The 13,930-nt window shown below is 77.9% G+C and carries 11 protein-coding genes; 9 read left to right on the forward strand and 2 right to left on the reverse strand.

The genetic code is table 11. The features are described 5' to 3' along the window. Positions 1 to 102: 102 nt before the first annotated feature. Positions 103 to 1,665: a type VII secretion integral membrane protein EccD gene (gene eccD / locus PGB27_RS14660; RefSeq protein ID WP_274201112.1), complete on the reverse strand. Its 1,563-nt coding sequence runs from the start codon at positions 1,663 to 1,665 to the stop codon at positions 103 to 105. Positions 1,666 to 1,803: 138 nt separating this feature from the next. Here eccD and eccCa point away from each other — a divergent pair, with 138 nt between their 5' ends. The 9 genes from eccCa (at position 1,804) to PGB27_RS14705 (ending at position 13,012) form a co-directional block, all read left to right on the forward strand. After that, the gene (gene eccCa, locus PGB27_RS14665) at positions 1,804 to 6,003 is read left to right on the forward strand and encodes a type VII secretion protein EccCa (protein ID WP_274201113.1); all 4,200 of its coding nucleotides are present in this window, start codon (positions 1,804 to 1,806) and stop codon (positions 6,001 to 6,003) included. Continuing rightward, a complete protein-coding gene (locus tag PGB27_RS14670) occupies positions 6,000 to 8,099 on the forward strand; it encodes a type VII secretion-associated protein (RefSeq protein ID WP_274201114.1) in 2,100 nt (699 codons plus the stop codon). The genes eccCa and PGB27_RS14670 overlap by 4 nt, the downstream gene beginning before the upstream one ends. Positions 8,100 to 8,198: 99 nt before the next feature. After that, a complete protein-coding gene (locus tag PGB27_RS14675; RefSeq protein ID WP_274201115.1) occupies positions 8,199 to 8,600 on the forward strand; it encodes a WXG100 family type VII secretion target in 402 nt (133 codons plus the stop codon). Positions 8,601 to 8,644: 44 nt separating this feature from the next. Continuing rightward, positions 8,645 to 8,941: a WXG100 family type VII secretion target gene (locus tag PGB27_RS14680; protein ID WP_274201116.1), complete on the forward strand. Its 297-nt coding sequence runs from the start codon at positions 8,645 to 8,647 to the stop codon at positions 8,939 to 8,941. 151 nt (positions 8,942 to 9,092) lie between these two features. After that, complete coding sequence (rplM, locus tag PGB27_RS14685) at positions 9,093 to 9,536, forward strand: 50S ribosomal protein L13 (RefSeq protein ID WP_274201117.1); 444 nt, start codon at positions 9,093 to 9,095, stop codon at positions 9,534 to 9,536. Beyond that, positions 9,533 to 10,162 carry a 30S ribosomal protein S9 gene (rpsI, locus tag PGB27_RS14690; RefSeq protein WP_274201118.1) on the forward strand — a complete coding sequence of 210 codons (630 nt, stop codon included), beginning with the start codon at positions 9,533 to 9,535 and terminating at the stop codon, positions 10,160 to 10,162. The genes rplM and rpsI overlap by 4 nt, the downstream gene beginning before the upstream one ends. Next, positions 10,162 to 11,589 carry a phosphoglucosamine mutase gene (glmM, locus tag PGB27_RS14695; protein ID WP_274201119.1) on the forward strand — a complete coding sequence of 476 codons (1,428 nt, stop codon included), beginning with the start codon at positions 10,162 to 10,164 and terminating at the stop codon, positions 11,587 to 11,589. Before rpsI ends, glmM begins: the two co-directional genes overlap by 1 nt. Positions 11,590 to 11,843: 254 nt before the next feature. Next, entirely contained in the window at positions 11,844 to 12,260 is a 417-nt protein-coding gene (locus PGB27_RS14700) for a hypothetical protein (protein ID WP_274201120.1), read from the forward strand. Continuing rightward, entirely contained in the window at positions 12,257 to 13,012 is a 756-nt protein-coding gene (locus tag PGB27_RS14705; protein ID WP_274201121.1) for a hypothetical protein, read from the forward strand. The genes PGB27_RS14700 and PGB27_RS14705 overlap by 4 nt, the downstream gene beginning before the upstream one ends. Here PGB27_RS14705 and PGB27_RS14710 read toward each other — a convergent pair. Further along, on the reverse strand, positions 12,984 to 13,865 hold the full coding sequence (locus PGB27_RS14710; protein ID WP_274201122.1) for a dienelactone hydrolase family protein: 882 nt from the start codon (positions 13,863 to 13,865) through the stop codon (positions 12,984 to 12,986). The genes PGB27_RS14705 and PGB27_RS14710 overlap by 29 nt on opposite strands. Positions 13,866 to 13,930 lie beyond the last annotated feature (65 nt).

Genomic DNA, 13,930 nt, shown 5'->3' on the forward strand with positions numbered 1-13,930 from the left:
GGGGCGGGGTGGGGGCGGTGCTCGGCCCGGGGGTGGCGTGGGCGGGCGCGGCGAGGGCCAGGACCAGCAGCGTCGTGAGCACGGCCAGCGGGGCGCGGGACGTCACAGCAGCCGCATCGCCGTGTACAGGTCCATGACCGCGAGCGCGAACGGCAGCACCGCGGCGATCCCGATGGCCTCGGCGATGTCGACGGCTCGGCGCGCGACGGGCGAGAAGCGCCGGCGGGGGACGACGACGCCGAGCACCAGGGCCAGCGCGCCCGCCGCGAGCGCCGCCGCCGGCACCGCGAGCACCGCGACCAGCGGGGGCGCGACGAGCAACCAGCCGACCAGCAGCCCGGCGCCGGCGAGCAGGGAGCACACGAGCAGCGCGACCGCCTGGACGCCGTTGGCGTAGGTGCGCGAGCGCAGGCCCAGCAGCGCGGTGAGCAGCGCGGCGAGGACCCAGCCGGCCACGCCGCGCCAGCCGCTCGCCGGCGCGAGGGCGATGACCGCGACCGCGCCCGCCGTCACCGCGCCGCACCCCAGGACCAGGCCCGACAGGGCGGCGTGGGCGCGGTCGGCTCGGCGCTCGATGTCGGCGTGCTCGGCGACCCCGGGGTCGTCGGCGAGCTCTTCGGCCGATCCGGGGACCCGCGGCAGCGGGAGGCGGGCGAGCGCGATGCCCGTGCGGGGCAGCAGCGCCGAGGCGACCAGCGCCAACGCGCCCGCCCCGGCCGCGATGCCGGCGGCGTCGCCCGCGTCGACGACGGTGGCGACGCCCGCGGCGAGGACCAGCAGCACGGCGGCGGTGAGGACGCCGAGCAGCGCGGCCACCCCGGTGCGCCCGGCGCTGCCCAGCGCCAGCAGGCACGTCGCGGCCGTGACGGCGGCCAGCGCGGCGCCGAGCAGCAGCTGGGGCGCACCGGACGTCGAGGTCAGCGGCCCCGGCCCGGTCCACGGCACGGCGGCGACACCCGCGACGCCGGCGAGCCCCACCGCACCCACCGCGAGCACCGAGCCCGCGCCGGGGTCGTCGAGCACCCGTGTGCCGACGATCGCCGCCGCGAACGCCCCCAGTGCCGCGACCCCGGCGACCGCCGCGGTACCGAGCCCGCCCGCGGTCCCCGGCGCCCTCCCGGCGACGACGAGCGCGAGCGCCGCCACCGCGAGGCCCAGCGCGAGCCCGCACAGCCCGAGCACCCGCGCGAGCCCCGGGCCCCACGCCCGGTAGCTCGCGGGCGTCGCCTCGGCGACCGCGTCCACGACGTCGTCGAACAGCGGCGGTGGCGCAGCGTCGGCACGGCGACGCAGGACCAGCTGGTCGCCGTCGAGGACGCCGAGCGCGGCGAGCGTGCGCGACGGGTCGACCGGGCCCTGGCCGAGCGGGGCGAGCGTCCAGCCCCCGCCGCGCACACCGGTCGCGGACTCGCCGGTCATGTCCAGCAGGACGGGCAGGAGGTCCGCGAGCGGGACGTCGGGCGGGAGCGCCACGTCGACGCGGGTGCGGGGCGCGAGCACCGACACCCGGCTCGCCGCGGCGACCGCCCCCGAGCCGGCGGGCAGCGACGTCCGCTCCGCCGGGGGCGCCACGCGCGCCTGCGCGCCGGTCAGGGTCCCGGGCAGCGCGGCACCCACACCACCGGCACCGCGGTGGTCGCGCCCGTTCCGGGCCGTGCCTGTCATGCGCTCCTCCCCGCTCGGGGTGCGGGTGTGCCGTTCGCCGATGTTCACCGAGACGGGCCCGGCGTGGCCCGTGGCTCCTTAGTATGGCCGGACCGAGGGGCTCCGGTGGTGCGAACGGGGGAACGGGGGGGTCGGGCGGTGGGCACACGGGTCTTCCGGCGCGCCGCGCGCCTGGCGCCCCCCGAGGTGCCCTCGGGAGAGGTGCACCTCGAGGCGCCCCCGGACATCCCCCGCGCGGTGCCCACCTCGCCGCTGCTGCGCCTGTTGCCGCTGCTCATGGTGGTCGGCTCGCTCGGCTTCATCGTCGTCATCGGCGTCGACAACCCGACGTCGTGGCTCTTCGGCGGGATGTTCGCGCTCTCGACGCTCGGGATGGTCGCCGGTGGGGTGACGCGCGGCGGTGGTCAGCGCCGCGCCGAGGCCGACGAGGACCGCAAGGACTACCTGCGCTACCTCGCGCAGATGCGCCGCCGGGCCCGCGACACCGCGGTCGAGCAGCGGCGCGCCCTCGAGTGGACCCACCCCGATCCCTCGACGCTCGTCGGGCTCGCCCGGGGCCCGCGGATGTGGGAGCGCCGGCCCGCGGACGCCGACTTCGTGCACGTGCGCGTCGGGCGCGGGTCCCAGCGCCTGGCGACGGCGCTCGTGCCCCCGCAGACCGGCCCGGTCGACGACCTGGAGCCGGTGTCGACGGTCGCGCTGCGCCGGTTCGTGCGCACCCACTCGATCGTCCCGGACCTGCCGACCGCGGTGTCGCTGCGCGCCTTCGTGTCGGTGGCGGTGGCCGGCGCCGACGCCGCGACCCGCCGCGGGCTCGTGCGGGCGCTCGTCGCCCAGCTCGTCACGTTCCACAGCCCGGACGACCTCGTCATCGCGGTCGCCGCCACCGGTCCGGCGCGCGCGGAGTGGGAGTGGGTGAAGTGGCTGCCCCACGTCGCGCACCCGCGCCTGACCGACGGTGCCGGGCCGGTGCGGATGGTGACGTCGTCGCTGGCGGCGATCGAGTCCTGGCTCGCCCCGGAGCTCGCGGGGCGGGCCCGGTTCGCCCGCGGCGCCGCGCCCGCCGCGGACACGCGCCACGTCGTCGTGGTGCTGGAGGACGCCGAGGTGACCGGCTCCGAGACACTCCTGCTCGAGGAGGGCCGCAGCGCGGTCACGGTGATCGACCTGTCGGACTCGCTCGGCACGCTGACCGCGCGGCGCGGGCTCGGGCTCGTCCTCGGGGAGGGCGGGGAGGACACGGGGGACGGCCGGATCGGCGCGGTGGGCCGGCAGGGCACGGAGTGGTTCGGGCGCCCCGACGTCCTCGGCGCGGCGGAGGCCGAGGCGCTGGCGCGGCGGCTCGCGCCGTGCCGCACCCCGGTGGTCGCGGGCGGCGAGGAGGAGCCGCTCCTCGCGAGCCCCGGCATCCTCGAGCTGCTCGGCGTCGACGGGGAGCCCGACACGTTCGACGTCGCCGCCGCGTGGCGCCCGCGCCCGCTGCGCGACCGGCTGCGCGTGCCGTTCGGGGTGTCGGCGGAGGGCGAGCCGGTCGAGCTCGACATCAAGGAGGCCGCGCAGGAGGGCATGGGCCCGCACGGGCTCTGCGTCGGCGCGACCGGGTCGGGGAAGTCGGAGCTGCTCCGGACCCTCGTCCTGGGCCTCATCACCACGCACTCGTCCGAGGCCCTCAACCTCGTCCTCGTCGACTTCAAGGGCGGCGCGACGTTCGCCGGGCTCGCGCCGGCCCCGCACGTCGCCGCCGTCATCACCAACCTCGCCGACGACCTGAGCCTCGTCGACCGCATGCAGGACGCGCTGGCGGGGGAGATGCAGCGCCGCCAGGAGCTGCTGCGCGCCGCGGGCAACCTCGCCAACGTCACCGAGTACGAGCGCGCCCGGGAGAACGGCGCGCCGCTCGAGCCGTTGCCGACGCTGTTCGTCGTCGTCGACGAGTTCTCGGAGCTGCTGAGCCAGAAGCCCGACTTCGCCGAGCTGTTCGTCGCCATCGGGCGGCTCGGGCGCTCGCTGCAGATGCACCTGCTGCTCGCCTCGCAGCGCCTCGAGGAGGGCCGGCTGCGGGGCCTGGACTCGCACCTGTCGTACCGGATCGGGCTCAAGACGTTCTCGGCGTCGGACTCCCGCGCGGTGCTCGGGGTCCCCGACGCCGCGGAGCTGCCGCCGGTGCCGGGCTCGGGCTACCTCAAGGTCGAGTCGTCGACGATGGTGCGGTTCAAGGCCGGCTACGTCTCCGCGCCGCACCGCACCGCCGAGCGCGTCGCTCCGGACCCCTCCCCGGTCGCGCGGGAGATGACGCCGCGTCCGTTCTCCGCGCGGTGGGTCGAGCCGGGGGAGACGGTGCATCGAGGGGAGCACGCCGATGGGGGAGCTCGACCGTTGACTGCTGCGCCGACCGTGCTGGAGGGCGCGCCCCGGCCCGACGACCGCGCGCCCGCGGTCATCGGCCCGCACGGCCCGTCGGCCCCGCGGGGCACGGGCGGCGGGACGCCGTCGGTGCTCGACGTCGTCGTCGAACGGCTGCGGGGGCAGGGCCCGCCGGCGCACGAGGTGTGGCTGCCGCCGCTGGCCGACCCGGCGACGCTCGACGCCCTGCTCCCGCCGCTGACCGAGACCCCCGACCGCGGCCTGACCGCCCCCGGCTTCCCCGCGAACGGCACGCTGACGGTGCCCGTCGGCATCGTGGACCGCCCCTACGACCAGCGCCGCGACGTGCTGTGGGCCGAGCTCGCGGGGTCGGCAGGGCACGTCGTCGTCGCCGGCGGGCCGCAGTCGGGGAAGTCGACGCTGCTGCGCACGCTCGTCGCGGGCGCCGCGCTCACGCACACCCCGGCCGAGGTGCAGTTCTACGCGGTCGACCTGGGCGGCGGGACGCTCGCGGGTCTGGCCGGGCTGCCCCACGTCGGCGCGGTCGCCGGGCGCGGCGAGCCCGACCTCGTGCGTCGCACCGTGGCCGAGGTGGCCGCGCTGCTCGCGGCGCGGGAGCGGTGGTTCCGCGAGGCCGGGGTGGAGTCGATGGCCGACCTGCGCGCGCGGCGGAGACGGAGCAATGGGGGGAGCACGCCGACAGGGGAGCTCGACCATCTCCTCCGGCGACGGGGCGAGCTCACGCCCGGCACCGGCGGGAGCGACCTGCTCGGCGACGTCTTCCTCGTCGTCGACGGCTGGCACGCGTTCCGCAGCGAGCACGAGCAGCTCGAGCAGACGGTGATCTCGCTGGCGACGGCCGGGCTGTCGTACGGCGTGCACGTCGTCATCACCGCCAGCCGGTGGGCCGAGCTGCGCCCGGCGCTGAAGGACCTGCTGGGTACGCGGTTCGAGCTGCGCCTCGGGGACCCGTCGGAGTCCGAGGTGGACCGCCGGACCGCGGCCGTCGTGCCCGCCGGGCGGCCGGGCCGCGGGCTGTCGCCGGACAAGCTGCACGTGCTCACCGCCCTGCCCCGCCTCGACGGGATCGCCGACGCGTCCGACCTGGGGCGCGCGACCTCCGAGCTCGTCGCCCGGGTCGCCGCCGCGTGGAGCGGTCCCGGCGCGCCGCGGGTGCGGCTGCTGCCCGAGCTCGTCGGGGTCGAGGCGCTGCCGGGTGCCGACGACGGGCCGCCGCACCTGCTGCCGCTGGGCCTGTCGGAGGACCGCCTGGCCCCGGTGCTGCTCGACGTCGCCGCCGACCCGCACTTCGTCTGCTATGCCGACGCCGAGTCCGGCAAGACGGCGCTGCTGCGGGGGCTGGCGCACCAGATCGTCACCCGGTACCGCCCCGACCAGGCGCGCCTCATGATCGTCGATTACCGGCGCTCGCTGCTCGGGGCCGTCGCGAGCGACCACCTCATCTCCTACACGTCCTCGGCGCCGGCCCTGACCGACGCGATGAGCGAGCTGGTCGGGTCGCTGCAGCGGCGCCTGCCCGGGCCCGACGTCACGCCCGAGCAGCTGCGGGCGCGCTCGTGGTGGACCGGGCCGGACGTGTTCGTCCTGGTCGACGACTACGACCTGGTCGCCGGCGCCGCCACCAACCCCCTCGCGGCGCTGCTCGACCTCCTCCCGCAGGCCCGCGACGTCGGGCTGCACCTGGTCGTCGCGCGGCGGACGGGCGGGGCGTCGCGGGCGGTGTTCGAGCCGGTCCTCGCCCGGCTGCGCGAGCTCTCCTCGCCGGGCATCGTCATGAGCGGCAGCCGCGACGAGGGCGTCCTGCTCGGCTCCGTGCGCCCGGGCCCGCAGCCGCCGGGGCGGGGCTGGCTCGTGGGCCGTCGTCACGGGGAGCGCCTCGTGCAGGTGGGGTGGCGCGCGCCCGACCCGCCGATCACCGGCCCGGCTCGTCCCGCCGGCCGCCCCGACCCGTGAGCGACGGACCGACGGTTGCGATCGACCTCGGGGTCACGACGGTCGCGGCGGCGGTCGACACCGCGTCGCCGGGCGAGCCCGTCGAGTCCGTCGACCCCGCCGACGTCCCCGCCGGCGACGGCGCGCCGGTCGAGCTCGCCGCGGTGTTCGCGCCCGCCGACGGCAGCGCGCTCGTGGTCGGCGCCGACGGCCGGCGCCTGGCGGTCACGGACCCGTCGCGCTACGAGCCGACGCCGCGGCTGCGCGTCGACGAGCCGGACCTGCTGCTCGGCACCCGGGTGGTGGGTGTGTCCGAGGCGTGGGGCGCGGTGCTCGCCGGGGTGCTCGACCGCGCCGGGCCGCTGCTGCGCGGCGGGCGCCCGCGCCGGCTCGTGCTCACGCACCCGACCGGGTGGGACGGCGGGCGCCGCGAGGTGCTGCGCCGGGCCGGGTCGGGGCTCGCCGAGGAGCTGAGCCTGGTCGCGGAGCCGGTCGCGGCGGCCGCGCACGCGACGTGGATGCGGCCCCGGGAGACGGCACGACCACGGCCGCTCGCCGTCCTCGACCTCGGCGCGCGCGGGGCGTCGGCGACCGTGCTCGCCCCGGAGCCCGGGCGCTGCGGCGGCGCGGCCGTGCTCGCCCACCGCGACGACGACCGCTTCGGCGGCGACGACGCCGACGACCTGCTCCTCGGCCACCTGCTCACGACGCTGGGCGGCGAGCCCGACGCCGACGTCGACCGGGTCCGCGAGGTCGTCGCCGGCACCACGCTCGCCGACCGCCGGCACCGCCAGGTGCTCCTCGACGACGTGCGCGCCGCGAAGGAGCAGCTCTCCGACGCCGAACAGGCCGCGGTCCCGCTGCCCGGGCGGGTCACGGCGTCGTGGCTGTCGCGGGGCGAGCTGACCGAGGTGCTGCGCCCGGCGCTGCGCGGGGTCGTCGACCTGCTCGCCGACACCCTCGCCGACGCGGGCACCGGCCCCGAGCACCTCGACGGCGTGTGGCTCACCGGCGGCGGCGCGCGGATCCCGCTGCTCGCGGCCCTCGTGCACCGCGAGCTGGGCGTGCCGGCGACCGTCGCGCCCGAGCCCCGGCTGGTCGTCGCGCGGGGCGCGCTGGTGGTGGCCCGCGAGGACGAGGGGGCGCGGTCCGGCGGGGCGGTGGCGTCGCGGGCGGGCGGGCCACGGCCCCGCGACCCGGTCGTCGCGTCGCCGGTGGGCGCGGCGGTGGGTGCCGCCTCGTCGGGCCTCGCCGCGGCGTGGCCGGCGGCGGGGCCCCTGCTGGACCCGCCGACGGTCGAGCTGCCGCCTGCCGAGCGGGCATGGGCACCGGCGCCGCGCGGGGGCGAGGTCACCGACGACCTGGGCGACGGGGTGGACGGGACGCCCGACTGGCTCACCCCGACGTCGCCGGGCCGTCGCGACGCGCTGCTGCCGGTGCGGCGGGTCGACCGCGGGGACGACGACCGCACCGGCCCCGCCGACCCGGTGCCGCCCCTCGAACCCGACGGTGCCGTCCCGTCGCGTCGGCTCCCCGCGCGCCGGCCGCGGCCCACGGCACCGGCGCGGGGACGGGTGGGCGTCGGCGCGGTGATCGTCGCCCTGCTGGCGGTGGTCGCCCTCGTCACGGGGGTCGTGCTCGGCGCCCGGGCCCTGCAGGGGCCGACGGGCACGACGACCGTCGTCGGCGGGCAGGCGTTCGTCGCGCCGCTGGGCTGGGTCACCGCGGGCGGCGACCCGGCGGCGCGCCGGGTGCTGCTGCGTCCCGCCGACGCGCCGCGCGGCACCGACCTGGTCGCGGTGCAGGAGAACCCGCTCGACCCGGCCGCGGCGAGCGACCCGGACCGCGCCCGCGCCCAGCTCGCCGCGCAGTACGAGGCCGCGCGGGCGGCGGGCGACCCCGTCGCCGACTACGAGCCGCGCGCGCAGTTCGGCGGCCGCGACGTCGCGCGCTACCGCCAGGACCCGGCGCCCGGGGTGCGGGTCGACTGGTTCGTCGTGCTGTCGTCGCCCTCGATGGTCAGCGTCGGCTGCCGTCACGGCACCGACGACGCCGACGCGCGCCGCGTCCTCGCCGCCTGCGAGCAGGTCGTGGAGACCCTCGAACCCAGCGGCTGACTTCTCCGAAACGGCCACCACGCCGCCCGCGCGGTCGTCATGCTCGATCCGCAGGCGAGCAGACGGGGCGAGCGCCCCGCGAGGGGAAGGAGGTGCGGCGTGGCTGGAGGATTCGGGACCCAGACCGGCGTCATGACCGAGGTGGCCAACCGGCTGGAGACCATCAACGGGGAGCTGCAGGGCCGGCTCCAGGCGCTGCGCGGGCGCGTCGAGCCGCTCGTCGCCGAGTGGCAGGGCCGGGGCTCCACCGCGTTCCAGGGGACGATGGCCACCTGGTCCACGGACGCGAAGCGCATCAACGACGCGCTCCTGGGCATCGCCGGGCGGGTCCGCGCCGGCGGCGTCCAGTACCAGGCGACGGAGGACGACATGAGCCGGCTGCTGAACGTCCTGGGCGACGGCGGCGGTGCCGGCGGCGCCGGCGGCGCCGGCGGGGCCGGTGGTGGAGCCCCGGCCGCGTCGTCCCCCGGGGCCATCAGCAGCGCCCTCGACGGCCGCTGAGCCCCCGCGCCCACCCACCCGAGACATCCGGAGACGAGGACGAGATGACCAGCCCCGACAACATCAAGGTGCGCTTCGGCGCCATCGCCCAGGCCGCCCAGGACATCCGCACCACCCAGGCGCAGATCGAGCAGGAGCTGGCGGACATCCGCACGGCGGTGGGCCGGCTCGCCGTGTGGGACGGCGCGTCGTCGGACTTCTACCGCACCCAGCAGCACGAGATCGACACGGCGTGGCAGGACCTGAACCTGCTGCTCAACAAGATCGCGACGAACACCCAGCAGGCCGGCGAGGGCTACGAGGACGCGGAGCGCCGGGTCGGCATGATGTTCCGCGGCTGAGCCGTGATCGGCCCGGCGGGGGGTGGTCGGTGTGCTCGGAGGAGGGACGCGTACCCTGGAGGATCGTTGCGCGGTGTACGTCCCGCGCCCGCTCGACCACACATCGGCCTCCGCGCCGACCCGCCCAGCCGTCCGTGACGAGGTAGCTTCCGTGCGCACGTTCAGTCCGAAGCCCGGCGACATCGATCGCGCCTGGCACGTCATCGACGCGTCCGACGTCGTCCTGGGGCGCCTGGCCAGCCAGAGCGCCCAGCTGCTGCGGGGCAAGCACAAGCCCACGTACGCCCCGCACATGGACACCGGTGACTTCGTGATCATCGTGAACGCGGAGAAGATCGCCCTCACGGGCGGCAAGCGCGACGACCGCTTCGTCTACCGCCACAGCGGCTTCCCGGGTGGGCTCAAGGCCCGCACCGTGGGCGAGGAGCTCGAGCGCTTCCCGGCGCGGCTGGTCGAGAAGGCCGTCAAGGGCATGCTCCCGAAGAACCGGCTGGGCCGTGCGATGGCCAGCAAGCTCAAGGTCTACGCGGGCCCCGAGCACCCGCACGCCGCGCAGAAGCCGGTGCCGTACGAGATTCGACAGGTGAGCCAGTGACCACCCCCGACGACCCGACCGACCTGCCCGAGGTCGCCGACAACGACGCGGCGCAGACGCTCGCGGAGGCTGCTGACCTCCCCGAGGGCGCCGAGGCCGCCGTCGGTGGCACGCCGACCTCGGCCACCGACGAGCCGGGCGACGACGAGGTCCTCGCCGACGTCGTGAGCTCGGACGCCGACGAGGACGCCGAGACCGACGTCTTCGGCGAGACCTCCGCTCCGGTGTTCGCCGGCATCGACCGGCCCGTCCAGACGGTGGGCCGTCGCAAGAAGGCCATCGTCCGCGTGCGCCTCGTGTCCGGCAGCGGGCGCATCGTGTGCAACGGGAAGGCCTTCGAGGAGTACTTCCCGAACAAGGTGCACCAGCAGCTCATCCGCGAGCCGCTGGTGGTCACCGAGCGCACCGAGCAGTTCGACGTCTTCGCGACCCTGCACGGTGGCGGCACCTCCGGCCAGGCGGGCGCCCTGCGCCTCGGCCTCGCCCGCGCGCTCACCGAGGTCGACCCCGACGACCGTCCGGGCCTCAAGAAGGCCGGGTTCCTCACCCGCGACCCGCGGGCCACGGAGCGCAAGAAGTACGGCCTGAAGAAGGCCCGGAAGGCCCCTCAGTACTCGAAGCGCTGATGGTGGGAGACGCAGCGGAGCGGAGCTCGACCCGGCAGGGGAGCGACGCTCCTCGTCTCTTCGGCACCGACGGTGTCCGGGGCCTGGCCAACGGCGACCTCTCGCCCGAGCTGGCGACCGCCCTCGCGGCGGCGGCGGCGGGCGTGCTCGCGGAGCACGCCCGCGCCGACGGTCGTCGTGGCGAGGCCTCCCGACCGGTGGCGGTCGTGGGTCGTGACCCGCGGGCCAGCGGTGAGATGCTCGAGGCCGCGGTCACCGCGGGCCTGAGCGCCGCGGGGGCCGACGTGCTGCGCGTCGGCGTGCTGCCGACGCCGGCGGTCGCGTTCCTGACCGGCGCGCTCGACGCCGATCTCGGCGTCATGATCTCGGCGTCGCACAACCCGATGCCCGACAACGGCATCAAGCTCTTCGCGGCCGGCGGGCACAAGCTGCCCGACGTCGTCGAGGACGAGATCGAGGCGCGCGTCCGCGAGGCCGACGGCTGCCCTCCCAGCGGCGCCGCCGCGCGGCCGACCGGGCGCGACATCGGCCGCGTCACCGACGTGCCGAACGCACTCGACCGGTACGTCGAGCACCTGGCGGGCGCGACGCCGACCGCGCTGGACGGCCTGCACGTCGTCGTCGACTGCGCGCACGGCGCGGCGTCGGCCGCGGCGCCCCGGGCCTACGCGGCCGCGGGTGCCCGGGTGACGGCGCTGCACGCCGAGCCCGACGGCTGGAACATCAACGAGGGCGTGGGCTCCACGCACATCGACGCGCTCGCCCGCGCCGTGGTGGCCGAGGGCGCGGACCTCGGCATCGCGCACGACGGCGACGCCGACCGGTGCCTCGCGGTGGCCGCCGACGGCAGCGTCGTCGACGGCGACCAGATCCTCGCGGTGCTCGCCCTCGACATGCTCGAGCGCGGCGAGCTCGCCGACGCCACGCTGGTCGTCACGGTGATGAGCAACCTCGGCCTGCACCTCGCGATGGCCGACGCCGGGGTCGCCCTGCGCACCACGGCGGTCGGCGACCGCTACGTCCTCGAGGAGCTGCGGGCCGGCGGGTTCTCGCTCGGCGGCGAGCAGTCGGGGCACGTGGTGCTCCCCGCGCACGCCACCACCGGCGACGGGCTGCTCACGGCGCTGCGGCTCATGGCGCGCATGACGCAGACCGGGCGCGCGCTCGGCGACCTGGCGTCGGTGATGACGCGGCTGCCCCAGGTGCTGGTCAACGTGCCGGTCGCGGACAAGGCCGCGGTGGGCTCGTCGCCCGAGGTCGCCGACGCCGTCGCCGCCGCGGAGGCCGAGCTCGGCGGCAAGGGCCGGGTGCTGCTGCGCCCGTCGGGCACCGAGCAGCTCGTGCGGGTCATGGTCGAGGCGCCGACGCAGGTCGTGGCCGGCGAGGTCGCCGACCGCCTGGCGGGCCTCGTCTCCACCGTGCGCTGAGGCCGGCGCCGGCGGATCGGTCCGCGCACGGCGACCGCACGGCGACCGCACGGCGACCGGACGGGCACGCACGGTGCCCGTGCGGGCCGGGTCCGATGCCGCGTGTCACCCACGTGGTCCCGCCGGTCCCGGGTTCCCGCCCACCGGTGTGCCGCCACGCGTTAACCTGGCGGTGGTCCCGCGGACCCGGGCGCCCGGGACGCGGACGTCGGCACACCCCCCGCGGCAGCGCGGGCCGGACGCGGAGGACGCGGATGGACTCGGTCCCGCCCGTTCACGGCCCGGCACGCGGCCTCGACGACGTCCTCGCCGAGCTCGGCGGCACCGGCGGTGCCGACGACACCGCCCCGGACGACGGCCCGCCCCCGGACCTGCCCGAGGTCGTGGAGGCGGTCAGCGGGCGCGCCCGCGACCTCCACCGCCTCGCCGACCGGCTGGGTGGGGACGACCCCACGACGGGCGGGCTCTCCGCAGTGGCGCTGCTCCGCGCGCACGCGGGCGCGGTGGGCGACCTCGCCGAGCACCTCCTCGCCGCCGGTGGCGAGCACGGCCGGGACGCCGCGGACGCCTCCACCCCCACGGGCGCGGACGCCGACGGGCCCGAGGGCGCCGACCCCGCGCCGGGCGCGCGTCCCGCGGTGCCGCGCGGTGTGCCGCGCAGCGTCGGGTGAACCGCCCCGACCGCCCGCTCCGGCTCGCTCCCGCCGCCGGCCCGGTCGACCTCGCGGGGCCGGACCGTCCTGCGCTCCTGGCCGCCGTCGACGCCGCGGTCGGCGTGCTGACCACCCACCTCGCGCGCTGGTCGGCGCTGCCCCCGCGCTGGCGGGGCGTCCCGGCCGGCCCGGACACCGACCCCGCGACGATCCGCCGCGCCGGCGCCGAGGCCCGCGAGCTGCCGGACCCGGCGGCGCTCGCCGCCCAGGCCGACGTGCTGCGCGAGGCCGTGACCCTGGTGCGCCGCCAGCACGTCGACACCGCCGAGGACCTCGGGCCGCTGTGGGACACGTGGGCGGGCCCGTCGGCCGACGCGGTGCAGCGGCGCGTCTCGGCGCTGGCGCGCTCCGCGCACGGTCTGGTCACCGAGCTCGGCGACACCGCCGACGTCTTCGAGGCCGCGGCGGCGCGCGTGGCGGCCGGGGTGCGCGACCTCGCCGCGGGCGCGGCCGCCGTCCGTCCCGCCGACCCCGTCGGCGGCCTGCTGCCCGCGCAGGTCGACGCCCTGCTCGCCCGCGTGCGCAGCGACCCGGCCGTCGAGGCCCCGCTGCGCGCCTGGGCCGCCGACCTCGAGGAACGGGCGAGCGCCTTCCTCGCGGCGGCGGCGCGCAGCCGCGCCGTCGGCCGGGAGGCCGGGGCCCGGGTCCGCGAGCGCCTGGCCGCGGGCGGGGGCGATCCGCTCAGGCCGAGCGGACCTCCGTCCCCTTGACCGCGCCGTCGAACGCCGCCGCGTAGCGGTCGTCGCCGCCGAGGCGGTGGAGCAGGAACCCGGTCAGCAGCGCGCGGGTCAGGGTGCGCGTCGCGGCCTCGCCCTTGCCGTCGAGCAGGACGTCGCTCCAGTGCTTGCCCTCGAGCAGGCCGAGGTGCGTGGCCTTCTTCAGCGTGCGCAGCGAGGAGTCGCCGGCCCAGGCGTCGTCGAGGAGCTCGGCGCCGGCGGCGGGCGGGGAGACGAGGTCGCGGCCGAACGCCAGGTGCATGCCGGGCAGGTGCACAGCGCGGGCGGCCTCGATCGCCGACGGACGGGTGTCGGTGAGCGCGATCGTGGCCACCGCCTGGATCGCGACGCCGTGCCCGACCTCCCAGTAGGGCTCGCCGACGGCCTGCACCCGGGTGTCCGCGGCGGGCACCGCGGCGGCGAGCACCGCCGAGCCCGCGCCCATCCCGTGGCCGGCGACGCCGAGCTTGTGCGGGTCGACGCTCACGGCGGCGCCGCGGGCGTTGCCGCCGAGGCGCACGCCGGCGCAGACGCCGAGCGCGGTGCGCAGGTCGTGGGCGAGGCCGCGGTGGGAGCCGACGGGCCCGCGCTGGGTGTCGGGCGCCGCGGCGACGATGCCCCACGAGGCGAGGTGGCGCAGGAGGCCGAGGTAGCGGGCGGCGGGCTGCAGCCAGTCGTGGCCGAACGCCACCGCGGGCAGCGCCGTGCCCGTGGCGGGCGTGAACACCACCCCCGGCAGGCCGACGAGCGCCAGCTCACCGCGCAGCACCGGGTAGGGGCCGGGCCGGGAGAGCTCGGCCACCAGCGCCTTGGGCGCGAGGGCCTTGCCTCCGATCACGCTCGCCATGGCCCGGGAACCTAGCGGAGCGGGCCGGTGACGGCCCGTCGTGACCCGCCCGGCGCCCCTGTCCG

The sequence above is a fragment of the Actinomycetospora lemnae genome (assembly GCF_028737315.1).
In the GTDB taxonomy this organism is placed as follows: domain Bacteria; phylum Actinomycetota; class Actinomycetes; order Mycobacteriales; family Pseudonocardiaceae; genus Actinomycetospora; species Actinomycetospora lemnae.